This is a genomic window from Acidobacteriota bacterium (assembly GCA_016196035.1).
Classification (GTDB): domain Bacteria; phylum Acidobacteriota; class Blastocatellia; order RBC074; family RBC074; genus JACPYM01.
Genome location: JACPYM010000042.1, coordinates 1 through 18,992 on the forward strand (window position 1 = coordinate 1; position 18,992 = coordinate 18,992).

The following is an 18,992-nucleotide window of genomic DNA, read 5'->3' on the forward strand; positions in this document are numbered from 1 at the left end:
GGGACGCAACCCCAATAACGACGCGATTCCGGTGGTTTCACCACCGGCTAATGTCCGTCGCGCCTTCAGCGCGCAACTGAAAAGATTTGGGTAATGACAAGGCGTGAGCAAGGGCTTTCTGTCGCCAGCCGAGTCCTTGCTCACGCGCGGGCTACTGACACGAGCATCGGTTTACGAACGTCTTTTGACTTCGACGACGACCGGCCATTCGTTCAACCAAACGATGACGAGCGCCGAAGAATAGACGACCTCGACCGCATAGCCGGCCGCTTCCAACAGCCGCGCGATCAAATTCAAATGTGTGATCACCGGGTCTTCAGTCATAGCGCTTCCTCCTGTCATCCGGCTTCCGCCGTCTGACCAATTCCGCCGCGCGGTTAAACCCCGCCCGGCCTTTGTCTAATGCCTGCTTGCCAAATTGCGAAAGCGCGGGCGCGGCCTTTTCGCGCCAGGCCGAAGCGGCTTCGTTCAGCAACACTCTGACCGGCTGCTGCTGTGTCGAGGCGGGCGGCGGCGCGGCCGTCAATTGAAAGCGGTCAAAGCGGTAGCCCAGAAATTCCAGCCCCTGCTCAAAGCGCAAAATCCGCGTTTTTTCCGCGCTCAGTTGCAAATGCAACTCGGCCAGTTTGCGCCCGGCAAATGCGAGCGCCCGTTCCGCGCTCGCGGCGTCCCGCGTCGTCACGACCCAATCGTCGGCATACCGCACCAGATGAAACCCAGCCCGCAGCATGGCGACGTCGAATTCGTGCAGCACGATGTTCAACAACATCGGCGAGAGCGGCGAACCTTGCACCGCGCCCACACCGCCCGCCCCTTGCGCTGAGGCGCCCCACCGCTGACGCAGAAATTGCGCGGCTTTCGGGTAGGCCGCCGTTGCCAGCACCGCCGCGCCCGTCAGCGCCAACGAAGCCGGCGAAAGCAACCGTCGCGTGCGCCCCACATAGGTCAATCCCAATAACAAGGCATCGCGGCCCAATCGTTTATAAGCTTCGTGGCGCGCCGCCTTGCGCAAATCAGCGGCAGCCTCCATCTGTGACAAAGGGGGCGGCATGGCCTCGGTTCCGTGCAGCGCGCCGTAACCGCCATAAGCGCCATAACCAGCGCCGTGGCCATCACCACCCAGCATGTGCGTCAGCGCATCGTTGACGGCTCCTGTCGTAAAGTCAGCCACCCGCTCGCCCAATGGCACGGCAGTTTCGTTCCCTGCCCCAGTTTGCATGCCATTGCCAGCCGCCAGCACCAGCCGAATCAGCCCCAGCAAGCGTTTGTCACGCAAGCGTTGCCCGATCAGCCCCAGCACGAGCTCGTGATCCAGACTGCCAAAGGCATCGGCCAGATCGGCATCCACGATGAAACCCTCGCCAGCGACGCGGTAATCAAGCACGCGTTTAACGGCCATCTCGACATTGCGCTGCGGGCGAAACCCATAGCTGCATTCCAGAAAGCTCGGTTCCCAGACGCGTTCGAGCAGGTCGTAAAGCGCCCGCCCCACGATCTTGTCTTCGACCGTGGCATTGCCCAGCGTGCGCTGCTTGCCATTGGCTTTTTGCACCTGAAAGTGCACCAGCGGCATCGGCAAATAACGGCCCTCGCGCAAGCGCGCCGCCAAATCCGCCAGATTGCCCAGCAAATTGGCTTCGTATGCATAGACCGACATTTGATCAACGCCTGCCACGCCGCGATTGCCGCGCACCTGTTTCCAGGCGGCCATCAAACTGCTCAACTCGCAAAACTGTTCAAAAAAACGCTGTTGCTTATCCATCAGCGAGACCTCCCTTCGCTTCACTCTGACGTTTACCTCGCGCGCAGGGACAAGCAGTGTCCTTGCGCGGTGAAAATTTTGCTTCCCCCCTGGGCGCGCAGGCGTCTCGCCTGCTGTAAGAAAAGCCGCGTAGCGTTCCTTATCCCTGCTTTCGCCTTTTGCGATGTTAAGGAACAAGGAAGGCTACGCCGCTTCTTTTATGGCAGGCGAGACGCCTGCGCACTCAGGGCGGCGCTCAGCCGTCTTGGCTTTTCGCCGTCGCAGATTGGTGCAATCGCAACTGACGAAACACGCGCTCCGTCACCACTCGCGTCCCCGCCACCCAATCTTCCGGGCGCTGGCCCGCCGGGCTGAGCAACACACAAATCAACGCCGCGATTTCGTACCCCACGGCCCACGGCCACCATTGCCAACTGCACCACGCCGTTTGCGAGAGCGCCGAACCCACGCGGCGCGCGACAGCCTGCCAGAGCGCAGCCCTTACGCCGCTTTCAACCGCCACCACGCGCAGGCGGCAAACCCATTTCCCCACGCTGCGCCGTTCGGGCGCGGCCTCGCAGAGCAAGTGATAAAGCAAGACGACCACCACCCATTTGGGAAAGATGAGCGCCAACAATGGCAACGGCACTGTGCGATCAATCAATTCCGCCAAACCGCGCCGCCACAACGCCGGCTTGCCTGAAACCAGCGCGCCGTTGCTGGTCACCGCTGCATTCGCATGCGCCGGCCAATCAGCGACGACCTGAGTTTGGTCTGAACGTAGTAAAGACATAGCGTTTCCTCCTTGTAAGTAGCGAATGGTTTTAGCCCTTGGTTTGACTACTAACCGATGTTACGCAGGCGAAGAATTGCAAGAAAGGTTGACACCCTCTGTGTGCCGGAGGCGCAGCGGATTTTAGCCGGTGGTGGAGGCCTAGCCGCAACCACCGGAAGCAGGCGCACACGCCCCGCGCCCCGGATGGGGCGCAGGACAAGCCTCCCCAATCAACAGCCACACAACAGTGTCTAACCTTGCTCCCGTGTCCGCGCGGAAGTTGCAATAGCGTAGCGGACAAGCTCAGTCCTGCGCCCCATCCGGGGCGCGCGTGGCTGGCATGCCGGGTCCCGGTGGTTGCGGCGAGGCCTCCACCACCGGCTAGTCTCCCGCGCGCCTCCGGCGCAAAGAATTGTCAAATCCGAGCCGAACTTTCTTACGGCGTAACATCAGTACTAAATTTAGCGAGCGCCTGCTTGACCGCCTCGCGTGGCTCGCCGAAATACGGAATCGCCACCGCGCCCGGCGCCGCGCGCAACAATTCGGCGCGCCGTTGTGACCAGAGTTCAGCAGGGCTGGGAAGCGGTCTCGTCTTGCGGAAAGCGGTCGAGGCTGTTGGCAACTCCGGCAAAATCACCACGACCAGCGCCGCGTTGGCCGTAGCGAGCGAGAGTGCGGGTAATTGGTGCGAACACGAATCGTCAAGATCGGTAATCAGCACCACCAGCCGGCGTTGCGGGCGCGCGGACGCGGCAATGCGCAGCAAGCAGCCGCGCACATCGGTGCAAGGCGGTTCGACCGCTTTCCCCGGCAACAGTTTTTCCGGCGTGAGCACGGCCAGCCGTTGCCGCAGCGCCGCCAATTGCTGCGCGCGCGCCTGCGCCGCCTGTTGTTGCTGCGCGCCTTTGAAAAGCACGCCTGCTTCGCTCACTTCAGCCGCCACTGGCGCAGGCAAATCAAGCCGCGCGATTTCCGCCGCGCTCCAACCACGGTCGCCGAACTGATAGGCCGTCACCCGCCGTATGTCGTGCGTCAACGCCAACTCCGGCAACGCGGCCAACAGCGTCCGCACGGCCTCGGCAAAGGCTTGATCTTCCGCGCTGCGTGACCAATCCAGCCACAATTCCAGCCACACGCCCGCAGGCGTCTCAACGGCAGTTTCCTCAACAGCAGTTTCCGGCAGCGCTGTGGTTAGCGCAGGTGTGGGCGCAAGCGGCGGCGCACTCGCGGCCCTCACCGGAGCGAACGCTTTGCGCCAATCCGCCTGCGCCTGGCAACCGCTGCCGCCCACGGCCAGCGCCGCAACCAGCGCGGCCAGCCACACGCCATTGCGCCGGACGAGCGCGCCGGCGCGCAGCGTAGTGTTCGTCACCGGCACGCGCGGCGCGGCGACTTGCGGCCAATTGTGCGTTCCGGCTTCGCCGCCGCCGGCTTCACGCACCGCTTGGCGGGGCGCGGGGCGCGGGCGTAATTCCTGCGCCACTTGCTCGGCCCGCTGCAACACCTTGTTGGTCTCGACGGCTTCGCGTTCCAGCGCGTTGAAGCGGTTCTCGGCGTGCCGGCTCCAAGACATCAAATAGCCCAGTGCAAACAGCCCCGCCGCCAAGCCCAAACACCCCAGCGAGAGCGCGCACAACGCCAGATTGATGAAGGGCAATAACAACAACGCGAGCACGCCCGCCGACCGCGCGAACAGCAACGCGCCCAGCGACAGCATCGTCAGCACCAGCGCCGGCGCGATCACATAGCGCCGCAACCGTTGCCGCGTCTGTTGCGGTTGCGCCGGATTTCGCCACAGCGCTAGCACGCCCACTTTGAGCGCAAAAATCGAGACCAGCGCCACCAGCAATAAAAACGGCGCGCTTACGGCAAAGACCAGCGCCACCACGACGGTCAACACCAACTCGGTCAAGGCCAGGCACAGCGCGCTCAGGTTGATCACCCGCGCATCGCGCAAATCCCCCTCGATCGTCATGGGCCGCCGCGCCTCGCCCGCGTCGCGCGAAGTCCACGCCGCCAGCGTCGCCGCATATTCACGGCACTGCCGCAGCGCCTTTTCGCTCAAGCGCCGCTGCTCTTGCCGCAACACGGGCACGGCCTCTTCCGCCGCCTTGCGCCGCTGTTCGGGCGCGCCGTTGTTGAGGTTGAAGGCGATCTGTTTGCGTTCTCCAGTTTGCATACCAATCCTCCTTTGTTGTTTCTGCGATTGCCTGAAAACGCGGCGAAGATAAGGCCGAGGGCGTCAAAGCGCAGCAAAACAATGCTGGCAGCAAGCTTGCTGGAAAGGTTGCGGAAAGGTTGTTGGCACTTGGACAGAAAGGCTGCCCCCTGGGTGCGCACGGCTGCCGGCCTGCCGTCTTGGCAGGAGACCGATTGATGCCAAAAGAAACCCTCCGGCAGCAGTCAGCCTTAGGTCGAGACAGCAGGCTGGCAGCCGTGCGTACCCGGGGTGCTAAAGAATTTCGAGCAGGTTCTTATCCAGATTCAACCCGTAGGTGGTCTCGCCCCACTTGCGCCGCGCGTTGATCTTGGCCGAGAGCGGGCGCAACGTCTGATTGAGCTTGGTGTGATAGGACAGCAGCGAATTTGTATCGAGCCTGCTGGCAGGCGCGTCTGCGCTGTCAACGCCCACGTAAAGCCGTTTGTAAAACTGCTGAAAGTTTTCGACCGTCAGCGCCGGGGTGGTAAAGCATTCCTGGCAAGCGCCGCACACCGGCAGGTTCGGCTGCACACAGCGATTGAGCTTCACATCGGCGTAATAGGCCAGCAACGCCAGCCTGACGCCGCGCACCGTCACCGCCCGCGCGCCAAAGCGCACGCGCTGCCCGGCCAGCTCGATCACCAGCCGCTGCGGCGCGGTGCGGTCAAGCCGCTGTTGCGCAATCGTAATCAGCTCCTGCAAACCGTGCTCGACCTTGCCCACGTCTTCGCCCAGCGTATTGCGCAAGCGCACAAACGGAATCTGCGCCACCTCCAACTTGGCTTCGCTGGTATTGATAATCGCCAGCTTGTTCCCGGCCACCCGAATCGGCAGCGGTTGATTCTGTTTGGGCGGGAAGAAAAAATCGGAATTCGTCTCGAACTCTTCGGTCACCACCACGTGCGTCAACTCATCCTCCGCGCGCCCATACATCATCAGCGCCAGCATCATATAGGCCGACATCGTGCGCCGCCCGCCGCCCAGCGAACAGTGCAACACGACATTCGGATCAATCGTCAACGCCTTGATGAAGCCCAACAACTCCGACGCCAGCGTCTCGTTATCCGCCGACGAGCGAATGTCATCGAGCGGCGTCTCGCTGCCATCCGCATACCGTCGTTTGAAAACCAGGATGTTCTCTTTGTTAAAGACAATCTCGCCCCCGATTTCATACTCGCGTTGCAACGCGGCAATCGCCCCGTCAGTTCCGCCCAGCTTCGCCCAAGCGATCTCGGCCCCCTTCGCCGTCGTCAGGATGTAGACCTCTGAAATCGGAATCGGTGGCTGTTGCGCGACGGCCAACACATACAACGTCTCGGTCACGATCTGCGGCGTATTGCCCGTGACCGCCACCAGGATGTGCTGCTTGGCGGTTGGTTTGTTGTCGTTTGTCGGAGTTGTTTTTTTCATCGTGTACGAATGGTTGGGCGGGTTGTCCGACAAGCTGCCAGCTTGTCGCGGCGTGGCCGTAAAACCAATTGGCTACCAGCCAAGACTTCGACAAGCTGGCAGCTTGTCGAACATACAAACAATCAGTCCGCGCTCAGCGCACATAAATCGTAATCACGCTCTGCACCTCAGTCGGCACGCGATTCAGTAGGAATGGCCGGAAGCTCCATTGCCGCAAGGCCTCCAACGCCGCATTCCGCAATAGCATTTCGCCCTCCACGACTTCGGCTTTTGAAAGGTGCCCATACTTTGACAGATAGACCCTGATCACCACCGGCCCTGCAACACCCGTGCTCTTGGCTTGCGGCGGCAACACCGCATTCACCCGCTTGGTCGCATACTGCAAAAACTCTTTCTCGCTGATCGTGAAGGTCTCGTCTTCCGCCGCACGCGCTGGCGTCTGTTCCGGCGCCGGCCTGGGCCGCCGTTCGACCGTAGGTTCCGCCGTCGCCGTCGGCCCAGCCACCGCCGCCGCCGTCGGCTCCACCGTAGGGGCCGCTTCCGCCGAGCCGCCCGCCGGTTTCGTATCAACGGCAATCTCCCCATTCTCATTCGGCTGCGCCGTTTCGGTCATTGCCGCCGCCTGGGCCGCCTCGTACTGCTGCCGCGCCTGCACAATCAAATTCTTCGCCTCGGCCAGATTCCCGCTCTTCCTGGCATTCATCGCATTCCGCCGCAACTCTTCCGCCTGCCGCCACTGCTCCACGGCTTTCTGTTGCGCCTGCGCATTCACCGCCGCCCCACGCACCGCGCTTACATCTTTGAGCAATTCCTCAAAGCTCAACGTCTCCGCCAGCCGCGCATTCACCCCATCCCAACTGCCGATCACCTGCCGATACAGCCCTTCCGCCAGCTTGAAATTCTCGCGCTTGAACTCAATCTCGCCATCCCGCCAAGCCGCTTCCGCCTGATTGACGTAATCCACAAAATCACGCTGCTTCCGCTTTTCGCGCACCTTCTTCAACGCCAACTCCGCCGCTGTCCGCACCACCGTCGCGCTGCCCTTATCGCCTTTGTAAAGCGCCCACAGCTTCGGATAAGCAAACATCCCACCCATTACTAACACACCCAACACCACCAGCTTGCGCACCCCACCAGCAATGGTCTGCCGCGTAGCCTTGCGTTCCTGCAACTCCCGCTCGTGCCGTGCATGCTGCAAGCGCGCCTGTTCCAACCGTAACGCCTCAGCCCGCGCCTGCTGCGCCGCTTCAGACTGTTCGATACGGACGCGCTCCGCCTGCGCCTGTTGCTCGCGCCGCTGGCGTTCATCCTCGACCTGCCTGCCCCGCACATCCGCATCCGGATCGCGATAGATCGCCTGCTTGAGTTCCGGCGGAATCGCCGGTTGGCGGCACACATCGCCGATGGCCTCGATCAAACAATTCACCGCATTCTGATGATCCCGTTCGTTAAACTCGTTCCCGGTCACATGCGCAAACGAATTCCGCACCTTCAACGCCCACAGCACCCGCGTGAAATTACTCAAGCTGTGCTGACAGGCAATCACCCGCTCGCCCACCTTCGGCTCTCTGCCCTCATCAGCGGCGGCGACGTCCGGGTTGTACATTTTCAGCAAGTATTCCAGCAGCGTCGTCAGATGCATCAGCTTGCTGCCGGCGTGGCGTTCGTGCTGGATTTGGGGGATGGTGAGAAAGTTGGGAGGAAGCATCGCAGCCAAAACCTCATTTCCGCTTGCTCGATTGAGGAAAAGATTACGTTGAGATAGCTCTTCAAAGGCTCAATTGCCCATGTTCAATAGACCAACACCCGTCATAACCAGGCAAAGACGAATCAGCAACGCGCAAATCAGTTAATACCGCGCACCAATCGTTCTTCGCCAAGCACCAATCGGACTGTGCAGCGCATCAATCGGTTTGTGCAAGGCGCCAATCGGTTTATGCAGCGCGCAGGCCGGGCTTTACAACGCGCAAATCGAGTTGGCAGCGCACCAAGCGGTTTGTGCAGGGCGCAAAGCGCTCTTTACAAGCTGAACATCGGTTTGTGCAAGACAAAAATCATTTTCGCTGTAGCCAAAAGCACACGGGTTTGCGCATTGCCACGCCCGGGCGAGGTCTTCCGCACCTTGGCGGAGAGCCTGCCTTCGTAAATTGGAAAAGAGCTAACCGCTCAACGCTCCTGGCGCCCTCGCTCGACGCATTGGCCGGTGAGTTGCTCAATGGCGGCGGTTTGGGGGTAGTGAGCGGTCGGGTGAAGTTGAGAATAGCCATTTTGTTCTCAATCATTCTGCCGCCACCTTTTCAGATCATCGGGCACGCCTGCAACCTGCTCAGTAAAAGGAAGTATTTGCGCGCGCCGATCTCTGATCTTCTCCGGCTTGCGGTTTTTCATAAACCACTCGAAGTTTTTAGCGTTCGTCCCCTCCAGCAATGGGTAGTGTGTTAATAGCTGGTAAACCACCGGGAATTGCAGAATCGCGCTAAGATCAACAATGTTCGATAACTGCTCGAAGGGCTGACCAAATCGTTGCTTCATCCAATCTTGAAATACAGCCACGTACTCTTCCCGCCAATTGGAAGCCGCTTGGTTTCCTTCTTCAAAGGATTCATGTGTAGCTGAAAAGAGCTTTTGGTAGCGTGTATTCCGGTCAATCAAGACAACATCCTCGACAATAATGGCGACGCTGCCCAATCCAATTGGCTTTCCCATGCCCATTTTATGAGCCATCCCATCATCTAGCGCTAAACTCCATAACAACGCTCCCAGTTCGTAACCTTCGAGATTGGAAAAACGAACCATGAAGCGGAACTCGTTCTCCGCAGCCAGTAGGCGGACAGTGGCGTTTTGCGAGTTCTGCTTCCTCATCCCTTGTTTCTCTTGCCATTGATATTGGCCTTTATCTTTCTGGTGCCAATAAAATTTGCGCCCTCGCAAGCGCATGAACTCATCATCGTAGTTACGATGTCGCGGGTGTTTCCCACCAATCCATACGCCAGTTGGGTCATCAGCATTCACTAGATAGAACTCGCAGGATGTGGGTTTGGGAGAACTCAAGATTTCGAGCGTGACCTCTGCTGCATGCTTGACTTTATCGCCGATGAAGTGGGCGTCCGAGAATGAAACCCTTCCGGCGTATGAAGACCGTTGAGGTGATCCCTGCTTTGCTTCACTGACAAAGCCGAACAGCCGCGCAGTCGGATCAAGTTGTTGATTATCAGTGGCCGGATGAAAGAAAGGATCGAGCAAATCCCTCACTGAATGCCGATACCTGTATCGTGGTATCGAGACATAACCCAAATCGCATGCATCACCGTTACTTTCGCGGAAGTAGACCAGTTGCCCTTCTTTCAATGGGTAGTTGTCACGTTTGAGAATTTCTGCGGCAACAAACGCATTTTCAGAACTGTCGCGTTGCTGCTTGGCACGCTCTTGCTGTGCCTTGATCAATTCGTTGTAGGCTTTCACTTCCTCAGTAGAAAACCGAAAAAGTTTCTTCTCAGCCTCATAAAAAAACTTTTCACTACGCTTCAAACTATCGCCGGTTTCATTCGTAATGATGTGCCTGCCGGTCAGTTTCACGTAGCCTTTTTTGGCTTTGAGTTGATCCGGCTTTTGTTTATGCAAGGCGACGACGATCTCGTTATTATTGGCGGTATTGCCAAGCTCGGCCCAGACTTCATCACCATCCGTTGCCCAACTCGCATCTCGATCAAGGACATCAAAAGGCACTCTGACTGTCCTCATCTTTTGTATCTCACCAGGCATATTTTGCGTCGGCAATTTAATAACTCTTCCTGCTGCTCTGAATTCACCTGGTAAGCTACGCCGATCTAACTGTTTTGAGCTAATGGCGGTAAAGCCACTGTTTGTTGCAGCCTCAAACACTGAACGGACGGCACCGCGAATGGTTGAGCCGTGAATCATTGGGGTGCGTGGTTTATTAGATGGCGCTTCTGTCGAGCAGTAATCCATCTGTTTGTGGCCTTTTGTTTCACTACCCTCTTCTGTGTCCTGTTTGATCGTGCGGGAATCCGGCGTGAAAAAAGGAGTCAGCGTTCTTAATCGGCAAGTGATCGTACCTGACAATCCATGAAAACTATTATGTGGTACAAAGGCTTTTTTGAACGCAGTTTCTTGTTCTGGCAAGGGGCTGGCAATTCGCACAAAATTATATGGGTTTCTGAACTGGCGTGGCCCGCCACAATAATTCGGTGGGTCAGGTAACGTAATGCTTTCAAAACGATCCTCGCCTATGCGCCCGACTCTTGGCTCGCCCTTGTTACCCGCAGGAACGAAATGAAGGCTATCCCCCACATTGAGTAGGTTAAGGTCTAAATCTTTGAGTACCGCTTTATCGGCCACATAGACTTTTCCATCAGTCCCTGAAATGCGAAGAATTCTTCTTTGGCGATCAATCTGAGAAATTTTCCCCTGCATAGTTGTGTCCCTCTATTCGAGTTCAAGTCTGTCTAGTCAACTCAGCGCGACGCACGCACACCAATCGGCGATGTTGCCGCCTTCACCCCGCTAACCGCCAACGGGTCAGGTAGCACCGGGCGGTCTTTGTATTCATTGCCAAGCTGCGGATGTTCGATCAACAAGTAGCGCGTGCGATCAGCCCACTGCGCATTCCATTCGCGCCATTCGAGCATTGCCAACAACATCTGAATGCGCGGGACATCAGCCAGCTTGCCGGTCTTAGGCGCGACCGCCTTCAGCACGAAACGTTCAAAGGCCGTCAGCAATTCAGCCAGCTTGGCGGCATCAGCCTCAGCCGCGCCATCCGCAAACCTGCCACCGTCAAAGAGCCGCGCATAACGTTCGCGCCGCTCGGTCAGATGCAGCGTCATCGTAATCTTAACCGCGCCCATTCCCAGCGGTTTGCCCATGCCGAGTTTGTGGCAATAGTTCTTGCCTGCTTCGCCCGGTAAACAAAGCGCCCAAGCCAGCGCGCCCAATTCGTAAGCGCGCAGGTTCTCGAAATGCACGCGGAAGCAGAAGCGCACGCCAGCCTTGACCGGTTCAATGCGGGTCAGTTGCGATTCCTTCGTCTTGTCATCGGCCAGCGGAATCTTCGCGTCGCCCTTGTGCCAGTAAAACTTGTGCCCGCGAATCTCGGCCCCAGTGCTGAAATGAGCGAGCGAACCGCGCAAATCCGGGTCGTGCCCCTGCGTTTTGTCCTGCACGAGGTAATGCTGAAAGGTGGTGATCTTTGGGCCGCTCAACGGCGCGGGCTTGATGGCAGCCGTGCTGTACCACACGCCATTTTTGCTGCCCACAAAGCGGGCATCGCTGAAAGAGACACGACCGGCGCGTTGCTTGATTTCTTTGCGCGCATCGAGATTGCCTGGCTCTTCTTCTACCCAGCCGAAGATCGCTTCGGCCAGATCGGGCTGGCTGGCATCTTGCCGCAAGCTGGCCGGGATGAAATCGCGCACCGCCGCCAGCCCGCCGTCTTCATTCCGCGCGGGGATGCGGAAGTTCGGCGTGTGGCCGAACCAGAAGACCCCGCCATCTTTGGCGGTCACATAAAACACTGGCGCGCCTTCTTCCAAGCCGCCTTCCGCCCAGAGTTCATCGCGCTGGAACGGCGTCAGGCTCTCGCGGTAAGCGTCCAGCATTTTGGACGCAATCTTCAATGGCTTGGCGCGCTCGTCCGCTTCCAATACCAGCGCGTGATTGCGGCGCGGCGAAGCCTGCTCGTCCTTGCCGCCTTCGATCATGCTGCCGCTGCAAACCAGCACGCCGCGCTGTTGGTAGTTGTCTTCCACATCGCCGATCTGCGTGATGCGCACGAACGTGCCGCGTTTGCCGCGCTCGTTGACGGCGTTGAAGCTGACCTTGAAATACTCCGGCCAATAATCCCAATCATCGAAGCGGTAGAAATCCTTGATCGCCTCGCTGGGGATTTTGGCCTCTTTGACTTTCAGGTAAGCGGCCTGTTCCGTCCAGCCTTTTTGTTTGGGCTTGAGCGCGGGTTGAATCGTCCAATCGCCATTGGGTTGCTGGCGCAAATATCCGGCCAGCACGTTGCGGCTGAACGCACCGATGACGTCTCGATACGGTTCGGCCAGCGGGTCTTCGCGCGCAGCCGCGACTGCGCGGAAGGTGACTTTCACCGTGTCATTCACCCAACGCATTTTGCCGTACCCGGCAATCTCGATCAGCCCGCGAATCATCCCGCGCAAACTGCTGCCAGGGATGGCGGGCGCGGGGCGGCCTTCGACGGTTTGCTTAGGGTCAGTTGAATAAAAGCCCGCGCGCTCCTTCTTCCGCTCAGCCTGTTCAGCCTCGGTCAGCTTGCGTTCTTCTGCCGGGTCGTACTTTTCGTGCTGTTCGCGCGTCATCAGCCCGCGCACGTATGTGGGTGAACACGTCACCAACTCGCAATCGAACCAGCCGGTATGCGTGTCCTCTTCGTAGCTGTTCAGCTTCGGCAGCTTATCTTGGTCAACGGTGATGACCTTTTCCGGCAATGGCACGAAGTTGTAAGGCGCGCGTGCCGTGCGTTGCGGGCGTGTCGGATTGAAATGCTTGAGCCGGTTGTTATTGCCTGTTGCCATTACGTACCTCCTTGGTTAAATCCCGTTCTTCCAGTCCAACCAGGCGACTGCATTTGATGATGGCCTGACCGTCTTCGTCTTCGCTCAAGTAATGGTGAACGAGCAAAGCCAACCGATGGTCATTATCAATCTGAACTGTGCGCGGCACGACCTGTCGCAGGCCGGTGCTTTCCTCTCGAATTGCCATGAAATCATCAGTCAGCTTGGCGACTTCGCGATTGCCGAGCAGGAGTTGATGTTCCGGGATGAATTCCGCGCCGGGTTGGTCAAGCACTTTGCGCCCGCGCCATTCGCTGTCCGACAAACGCCAGATGAACAATTCACCTTGCGAGCCGAAGAGGCGGCATTGTTGAATCGTCAACGTGCGCAACGGGGGCGTCCAATCTTGATATGCGGCAACCAGCAGTTCGCCGTTTTCTACGCGCCCCCACAGCACGCCGTCATCCAGATGAATCAGCGCATAAATCTGTTCGCCGGGCGCGGCTAAATCACCCGACTGCTCCACCAGCCACACGCCTTTGTTTTCAGCAAAGTTGTCGCGCGGTGTTATGGGCGTCAGTTTGGGCAAAGGCGCCGGTTTGAATTCGGTCATGATTGTTTCTCCTTCAGCGCAGCCAACTCAGTCCACGGCACTTGTTGTAGTTGGGCGACGCAATGCTCAAGCTTGTCCGCCGCCGTTGCGTCATCAAACGCAAGCGCGCTGCTATCCTGCGCCGTCAGCGTGACGGTCAACGGCGCTTTGCCCCACGCGCGCCAACGCAACGTAGCCGTCTGCCCGCGCAAGCGCCCGCGCCCGACGCTGCTTGCGCCGCCGAGCGGCAAGTCGCCGAGCCAAAGGTCTTTCAGCACCAGCAACAACAAACCGATTTCGGCTTCGCTTTGGTCGTTGGGAATCAGATGGAGCTTGAGCTTGAGGTTGGCCTGCCCGCCGAAATGCGGCGCTTCTTCCAGCAAGGCCGCCTCGATGGTGCCTTGCGTGAAGCGGTCAATCTTGATGCGCGTTTGCACCAGACTCTGGCCGCCGTTGACGAACTCTTCGTTGACTAACACTCGGCTGGCGCGCGCCTGTTTGGCATCCTTGATCTCGTGTGGGCCAAATATCTCGTTGATGAATGCTTGCACGCCTTCGCGCTTTCGTTCGTCCGCGCCTGCCAGCGTATTGGCGATGCGTTGCGCACGTTGCCGCAGCGCGCCCGCGACACTGGTGCCGGGCAAGACCGCCTGCCGCTTGCCCGTGCGCGGATTGTGCGTTTGCATATGCACGGTGTCTGGCCCGCGATCCTGTTCATCAAAACCGGAGCGCACGAGCAACGAACCGTCTACGGCCAAACTCGCGTCAATCTCGAAGCTCTCGCGCAAGTCCTTCACGCTTTGCAATTCGTCGAGCGAGACGCCCAGCAAGCCCGCGATGTCGCTGCCAGATGTTGGCTTCGGCCTGGCTTTCACCCATTCGGGATGCTCTGCCGCCAGCCACGCCACCAACTCTGCCGGTTTGTTCAATTCGTAGCGTGTGACTTCCCATTGCCTAACTTCGCAACAGCCGAAGCCGCGCCGCTTGCGCGCGCCCAACCTGATCTCGCCCGTGCCCAGTCCACGCAACGCAAGCGTCAATGCGCATAGGCGGTCTTGATTCAAGTTGGCGTGCTTGTCCAACAACAACTCAAAGCGCAGCCCGAACTCCGTTCCGGCGGGCAACAACTGGTAATCGAACTTCTTCTCGTCAGTGGCGGTGCGGGTTTCCGCGTCAATCGCCACACCGTCACGCCATTCGATCTGTGCAGGGGGTGAACTGTAAGCGTCGTCAACGATCAACGGGCTTTGCTCACCGTCTTTGTACCCACGATGTCCGCCAAACAATCTGCCTGCCAGAATTTCTGACTCGTATTGGGCACCATCCTTGAAATCTTCCTGCTCGCTACGTGACGGATGCGCGAGTTCGTACCCCCATTGCCACTCGCGCAGAAAGTTGCGCAAAGCCCCGGCCAGCGATGCGCCGGGAATCAACGCACGCTTGGTCACTTCATCCAACAGCAGTGGCAAATCAGTCGCCGCATCGGCGTCGCCGTTGCCGAAATGGGCGGGGCGCGTCAACACCAGCTTGCCCGTAACAATGATGCGCGCCGTCAGATTGCGATGCGTGGTACGTGGGCGGTGGATGGCGACCGGCATGATAGGTGACTGATTCATTTCTTACCTCCCGTGTTCTTTCTGGCTTTGACGGTGCGATGCAAGACAGCATCAATCAACCAGAGCGTGTATTCATGCGCCAGTGGTAGCGTTACCGCAGCCGTGACCATGCCGTTGCACAGGTTGATCGGCTTACAGTCCCACGGACTGATGGCCTTCACTTCATCAATTTCAACTTCCCCATCTTCCTTGATGACAATGCCCAGCAGTTCATTGATCCAATCGAACAGCGGCGTATCGTTGATGGAAATGCGCTGAAATTGTTCGCGCGTGCTCCGGCGAGTTTCGAGTTGCGCCAGATACGCGGTCAGGCGCGCGTGGTCTAAGCCCTTGCCCGACTGCACATCCGTTTGCAACTCACGCACGAGCAAGCGCAATCGAGAAAGTTGATGATTGGTCGTCAATTCTCCGGCATTCTCAATTTCACCGATGCTGTTGGCTTTCCGGCGCAAGGCCTTGTCCAGTTCCGCGCGCAGGATTCGCTCAGCAAGCTGTTCGGCGCACTTTCTCTCTTTATCAGACAAGGCTTCCGGCAACTCGATGGCAAGCGTTTGATCTGCGCATTTGCGCGTGCAATCAGGCTCTGTGTGCCAATTCACCGCCACGCGGCCAAAGCCCTCCACGCGTCGTTCGCCAATGCCTTCTTTTTCTAATTGACTGACTGCCTCCACTGAGATGGCTGAAGCCAAGCCGTAAACAAAAACGCTGCCCGCGTTGATCGTGTGGCTTTGCGGCAGGTAAAGACCCCATTGACGATTGAACCCATCTACCATCCAGTTTTCAACGAAGGAGTATTGGGGTTGCGGCTTCAACGTCACGCCCAGCTTGGCTGCGAGCGCGGCTTGCGGACAGAGCGTCGGCTGCCCCCATTCATCGCGCAAAATCGCCGGGCTGGTAAACGTAATCTTCAGCAGTTCCCATTCCTTGACCCCTTGTGTGGGCGGGTTCGGGTTTTCTCGCCAATCACCCCACGCTTCGACTTGGGGTTCGCCGACCACTTTGACTTGTCCATACGCGGCGCGGCGCGCGCGTCCAACCCACAAGGTTTGCGCTCTTAGCAACTGAACGAGGAGCGGGGCGACATCGTCATCAGCCAAAATCACCGCCTGAAACCGGCTGCCTGCGGCGATGGCTTCGTAGCGGTAAACTTCGCCTGCTTTTTCTGTTGCGCGCCCCATCTCAGCATCGCGCTGCGTATGCACATTGACCTGCCGCTGTTGCTGCGGCTGTACGGCGTCGTATTTCAGCCAGACGAAGGGGGCATCAACTTTTTCGTAATCGTCCTCTTGGGTAGACCGCTCTGAACTGGCAGACGGTTCCTGACTCAAGTCGAAAACCGTCTTGGGCTTTTCGTTCCGCTTCAGCTTTTTTATCTCATCTTTGCTATACCGCAACGAAGTCGGCGCAGGTAAAGCGCGTGTTTCGTCCTCGCCCCCCAGCGGATAGGCATTGAGAAAACGCGTCTGGTCATTCAAAAACAACTTGCGCGCCTGTAGGTCAGTCTCTGCATCGAACGCGCCAAATCGTTGGACGTACAGTCCGGCAACGGCTCCACGTAAAACAGCGCCGTGCAAGTAAGAGGCAGAAGTGGCGCTGTTCTGATCACCTTGCCGTTCCGTGACCAGAACCGGTGTCAACAATTCCAAGTCGTAGCGAATGGCTTTCATTGCCCCAGCACCTCCTGTTGAAAGGTCTCGAAGTATTGGCGGGTTTTCTCAGGGCTTTCGATCACAGCCTGTACGTTGCCGCGCCCGCGATTGCGGCTGGCCCCAACGCGCCGCCAAGCCAGTGTCGCTGCCGCCAACAAGGCCAGGTCTTTTTCGTCGGGCGATTGATCGAAGGTCAGCAGGGATTCAAATGGCAGACCGGGCAGGACGACGCGCAGCGAACGAAGCGAAGTAGACTCTGGCGCGCCGCGCTCTGTCATCGCAGTTTGCCGCCGAATGGCCGTGAGCGCCGCCAGCACCGACGACGCATGGACGCGCGCATCGCCGCCGACTCGTTGATTGCCGCGTTGCTCTACCGACCAAGCCAGCAAGCGCCACAAACCATCCGATAGACGCGCATCGCCAATGTGCAAGATACCGCTGCCATTGATTGCGCCGCTGACACCCAGCAATCGGTTGCGCGTTGTTCGCCAAAGCTCGGCTCGTTCACCCAAAGCATCCAGCAGGCTTTCGATCTCTTCGGCCAGTAGGCCGCGCAACGCCCGGCCACGCAAAAACGGCAAGCCGTATTGGTCGTGTTCGACTTCCTGATCTACATAACCGGCTAGTCCGCCGCCGCGCCCGAACGTGGCAGGCGTCTGCAATTCAAAGCGCAAGGTCAAAGTCTTTGTCATTTCTTTTGCTCCTCTTTGGCACGGGTTGCACCTGAATCGAGTTGGACGGACGTCAGCAGCAAGTGATGATCTAAGGCCTCCAGCGCATCGAAATAAACACACACGCTCCCGGCAAAACCTTCCTCCTGGTGAGGCCTTTCCGCTTTCGCCACTTTAGGTAAGGAATCTATTTTGTAGGTGCTGCGGAAATCGCGGACGGCTTCCGGCCCGGCGCGCAACGCATCGCGCAGGGCTTTCAATTTGTTGCGCTTGCCCGCCCAACGTTCATCGAAATTGAAGCGGGCAATCAGTTGCTGGAAGTTTTCCCACGAATGCCAATCATCTGGTGCGGCGATTTGAACTGGGCGCATCAACAGGTCTTTCTTTCCATCCTCTATCGTGTATTCACGCTGACGGATGACGTTAAGACTGCCAAGCAACCCCGTCGTCGAATAATGCCAGTCCAGCGCCGAACGGGTCGCACGCTCCTTGCCCAGATGATTCTTTGCTTCTTTGGTCAAGTCATCGCTCAAGTCATAGGCGCGGCGAAACGGGTAATGCACTTTAACTACACTCACCCCGGCGCTCGAATGAATCGGGCCGCCTTCCATTGTTTCCGTCGCACGACGGAACTCTTCGATGTAAAGCGCCGCCAGCGACATGCCGAGTTGACCGTTGCAGACGAACGTGATGTCGTCACCGCCAAAAACCAACGGGCGAAACGGCCAGTAAGGCTTATTCTTGTCGTCTTTATCCAACGCCAGTGTGATCTTCTTTTGTGCGATCTGTGTTTTGTGTTTCTCTTCAATGCCTTGTGGCGGGACTTCAGTCAGCACCCATTCTTTCCGTTTCTTGTCAGGAGTGGTTTGTTCACTAATTTGCTTATTCAGCACAGCCAGCGTCTGAACCAAGGCTTTCTCTGCCGCTTCCCGAACCTGCCGGGAAAAGTCGCGCCGAAGTTTGATGTACTGCAAGTTATCTTGCGCGCGTTCATCAAGCTTTTTAAGCCGCTCACCCAAACTGTTGCCGTCGGCATGCACGACCGCGATGTAACTCTCTTCGCCAGCCGTGCGGCTTAATTCGTCAAGTTCGTAGGTAAACTTGAGGCGAGCCAGTTCGCCTTGCGCATCGTGCTTGGCAACGAGGTATTGCAAACGACGGTTCGCTTTATCGACCACTTCGAGCTTGGCTTTGGCTTCGCGCGCAATCAATCGGGTCTTTGCTTTTTCCGGCTCCAGCCCACGATTAGAGCGCACAGCAGGCAAGCTCGTTGAACTACATTTCGCCGATACTCCCAATCCCAGTTGAAACATCGGCACGGCCTGCCGCATTTTTTTCTTTTCTAACAGCTTGCCTTCAATCAATTCTCGCACGCCGTCTTTCAAGTCATTCGCCTGCGGATTCCAGACAGGCATCTGACGATGCGCGATGACCAGTTGCAGCCCCGGCGCTTTTTTGAGGGCGTGCCGGGAAAGGGATTGCGCAAAGCTTCGGGCCAGATTTTCAGTGCGAAATAGAATGGCAGCGTTTCCGCCTGCTGCATAAATCAACTCCGCTTCAAGTTGATGCAGTTCCAACTCTAGTTTTTCATCGAGGCTCAAAACCCGTCGGCTTGCCTGACGCACCGGCTTGATATTGCTCTTTAACCTGACCAGCAAGCCTTTCACCCAATCGCCCGTTGCTTCCTCTACCAAAAGAGAGGCACCCAGGTTCTCGCGCAGTCGGTTACTGGAAAATATGTAATCCTGAATGGCCGCCGTATCCACGACCGTTAACACAACGTCTGTCAGCATAGTTTC

Annotated in this window: 13 protein-coding genes; all 13 read right to left on the bottom strand. The window is 58.1% G+C overall.

All coding sequences use genetic code 11. The features are described from left to right. Positions 1 to 171 precede the first annotated feature (171 nt). Entirely contained in the window at positions 172 to 324 is a 153-nt protein-coding gene (locus tag HY011_14230) for a hypothetical protein (protein ID MBI3424086.1), read from the bottom strand. Further along, a complete protein-coding gene (locus HY011_14235) occupies positions 317 to 1,762 on the bottom strand; it encodes a hypothetical protein (protein MBI3424087.1) in 1,446 nt (481 codons plus the stop codon). Before HY011_14235 ends, HY011_14230 begins: the two co-directional genes overlap by 8 nt. 235 nt (positions 1,763 to 1,997) lie before the next feature. After that, the gene (locus tag HY011_14240; GenBank protein MBI3424088.1) at positions 1,998 to 2,534 is read right to left on the bottom strand and encodes an RDD family protein; all 537 of its coding nucleotides are present in this window, start codon (positions 2,532 to 2,534) and stop codon (positions 1,998 to 2,000) included. Positions 2,535 to 2,952: 418 nt separating this feature from the next. Next, complete coding sequence (locus HY011_14245) at positions 2,953 to 4,695, bottom strand: hypothetical protein (protein ID MBI3424089.1); 1,743 nt, start codon at positions 4,693 to 4,695, stop codon at positions 2,953 to 2,955. Between the two features lie 273 nt (positions 4,696 to 4,968). Next, positions 4,969 to 6,126 carry a TIGR02584 family CRISPR-associated protein gene (locus HY011_14250; protein ID MBI3424090.1) on the bottom strand — a complete coding sequence of 386 codons (1,158 nt, stop codon included), beginning with the start codon at positions 6,124 to 6,126 and terminating at the stop codon, positions 4,969 to 4,971. Positions 6,127 to 6,259: 133 nt separating this feature from the next. Continuing rightward, complete coding sequence (locus tag HY011_14255; protein ID MBI3424091.1) at positions 6,260 to 7,834, bottom strand: energy transducer TonB; 1,575 nt, start codon at positions 7,832 to 7,834, stop codon at positions 6,260 to 6,262. A gap of 566 nt (positions 7,835 to 8,400) precedes the next feature. Beyond that, entirely contained in the window at positions 8,401 to 10,560 is a 2,160-nt protein-coding gene (locus tag HY011_14260; protein ID MBI3424092.1) for a TIGR03986 family CRISPR-associated RAMP protein, read from the bottom strand. A gap of 41 nt (positions 10,561 to 10,601) precedes the next feature. Next, entirely contained in the window at positions 10,602 to 12,686 is a 2,085-nt protein-coding gene (locus HY011_14265) for a TIGR03986 family CRISPR-associated RAMP protein (protein ID MBI3424093.1), read from the bottom strand. Then, positions 12,670 to 13,278, bottom strand: coding sequence for a TIGR03984 family CRISPR-associated protein (locus tag HY011_14270; GenBank protein ID MBI3424094.1), 609 nt, complete (start codon positions 13,276 to 13,278; stop codon positions 12,670 to 12,672). Before HY011_14270 ends, HY011_14265 begins: the two co-directional genes overlap by 17 nt. Continuing rightward, positions 13,275 to 14,873 carry a hypothetical protein gene (locus HY011_14275; protein MBI3424095.1) on the bottom strand — a complete coding sequence of 533 codons (1,599 nt, stop codon included), beginning with the start codon at positions 14,871 to 14,873 and terminating at the stop codon, positions 13,275 to 13,277. The genes HY011_14270 and HY011_14275 overlap by 4 nt, the downstream gene beginning before the upstream one ends. Then, positions 14,870 to 16,540 carry a hypothetical protein gene (locus HY011_14280; protein MBI3424096.1) on the bottom strand — a complete coding sequence of 557 codons (1,671 nt, stop codon included), beginning with the start codon at positions 16,538 to 16,540 and terminating at the stop codon, positions 14,870 to 14,872. The genes HY011_14275 and HY011_14280 overlap by 4 nt, the downstream gene beginning before the upstream one ends. Next, entirely contained in the window at positions 16,537 to 17,214 is a 678-nt protein-coding gene (locus HY011_14285) for a hypothetical protein (protein ID MBI3424097.1), read from the bottom strand. The genes HY011_14280 and HY011_14285 overlap by 4 nt, the downstream gene beginning before the upstream one ends. Beyond that, complete coding sequence (locus HY011_14290) at positions 17,211 to 18,986, bottom strand: hypothetical protein (protein MBI3424098.1); 1,776 nt, start codon at positions 18,984 to 18,986, stop codon at positions 17,211 to 17,213. The genes HY011_14285 and HY011_14290 overlap by 4 nt, the downstream gene beginning before the upstream one ends. Between the last annotated feature and the right edge of the window lie 6 nt (positions 18,987 to 18,992).

Bases quoted from the DNA above. Each gene is read 5' to 3' on its own strand.
- HY011_14230 (MBI3424086.1), bottom strand. From the start codon at position 324: ATGACTGAAGACCCGGTGATCACACATTTGAATTTGATCGCGCGGCTG.
- HY011_14235 (MBI3424087.1), bottom strand. From the start codon at position 1,762: ATGGATAAGCAACAGCGTTTTTTTGAACAGTTTTGCGAGTTGAGCAGT.
- HY011_14240 (MBI3424088.1), bottom strand. From the start codon at position 2,534: ATGTCTTTACTACGTTCAGACCAAACTCAGGTCGTCGCTGATTGGCCG.
- HY011_14245 (MBI3424089.1), bottom strand. From the start codon at position 4,695: ATGCAAACTGGAGAACGCAAACAGATCGCCTTCAACCTCAACAACGGC.
- HY011_14250 (MBI3424090.1), bottom strand. From the start codon at position 6,126: ATGAAAAAAACAACTCCGACAAACGACAACAAACCAACCGCCAAGCAG.
- HY011_14255 (MBI3424091.1), bottom strand. From the start codon at position 7,834: ATGCTTCCTCCCAACTTTCTCACCATCCCCCAAATCCAGCACGAACGC.
- HY011_14260 (MBI3424092.1), bottom strand. From the start codon at position 10,560: ATGCAGGGGAAAATTTCTCAGATTGATCGCCAAAGAAGAATTCTTCGC.
- HY011_14265 (MBI3424093.1), bottom strand. From the start codon at position 12,686: ATGGCAACAGGCAATAACAACCGGCTCAAGCATTTCAATCCGACACGC.
- HY011_14270 (MBI3424094.1), bottom strand. From the start codon at position 13,278: ATGACCGAATTCAAACCGGCGCCTTTGCCCAAACTGACGCCCATAACA.
- HY011_14275 (MBI3424095.1), bottom strand. From the start codon at position 14,873: ATGAATCAGTCACCTATCATGCCGGTCGCCATCCACCGCCCACGTACC.
- HY011_14280 (MBI3424096.1), bottom strand. From the start codon at position 16,540: ATGAAAGCCATTCGCTACGACTTGGAATTGTTGACACCGGTTCTGGTC.
- HY011_14285 (MBI3424097.1), bottom strand. From the start codon at position 17,214: ATGACAAAGACTTTGACCTTGCGCTTTGAATTGCAGACGCCTGCCACG.
- HY011_14290 (MBI3424098.1), bottom strand. From the start codon at position 18,986: ATGCTGACAGACGTTGTGTTAACGGTCGTGGATACGGCGGCCATTCAG.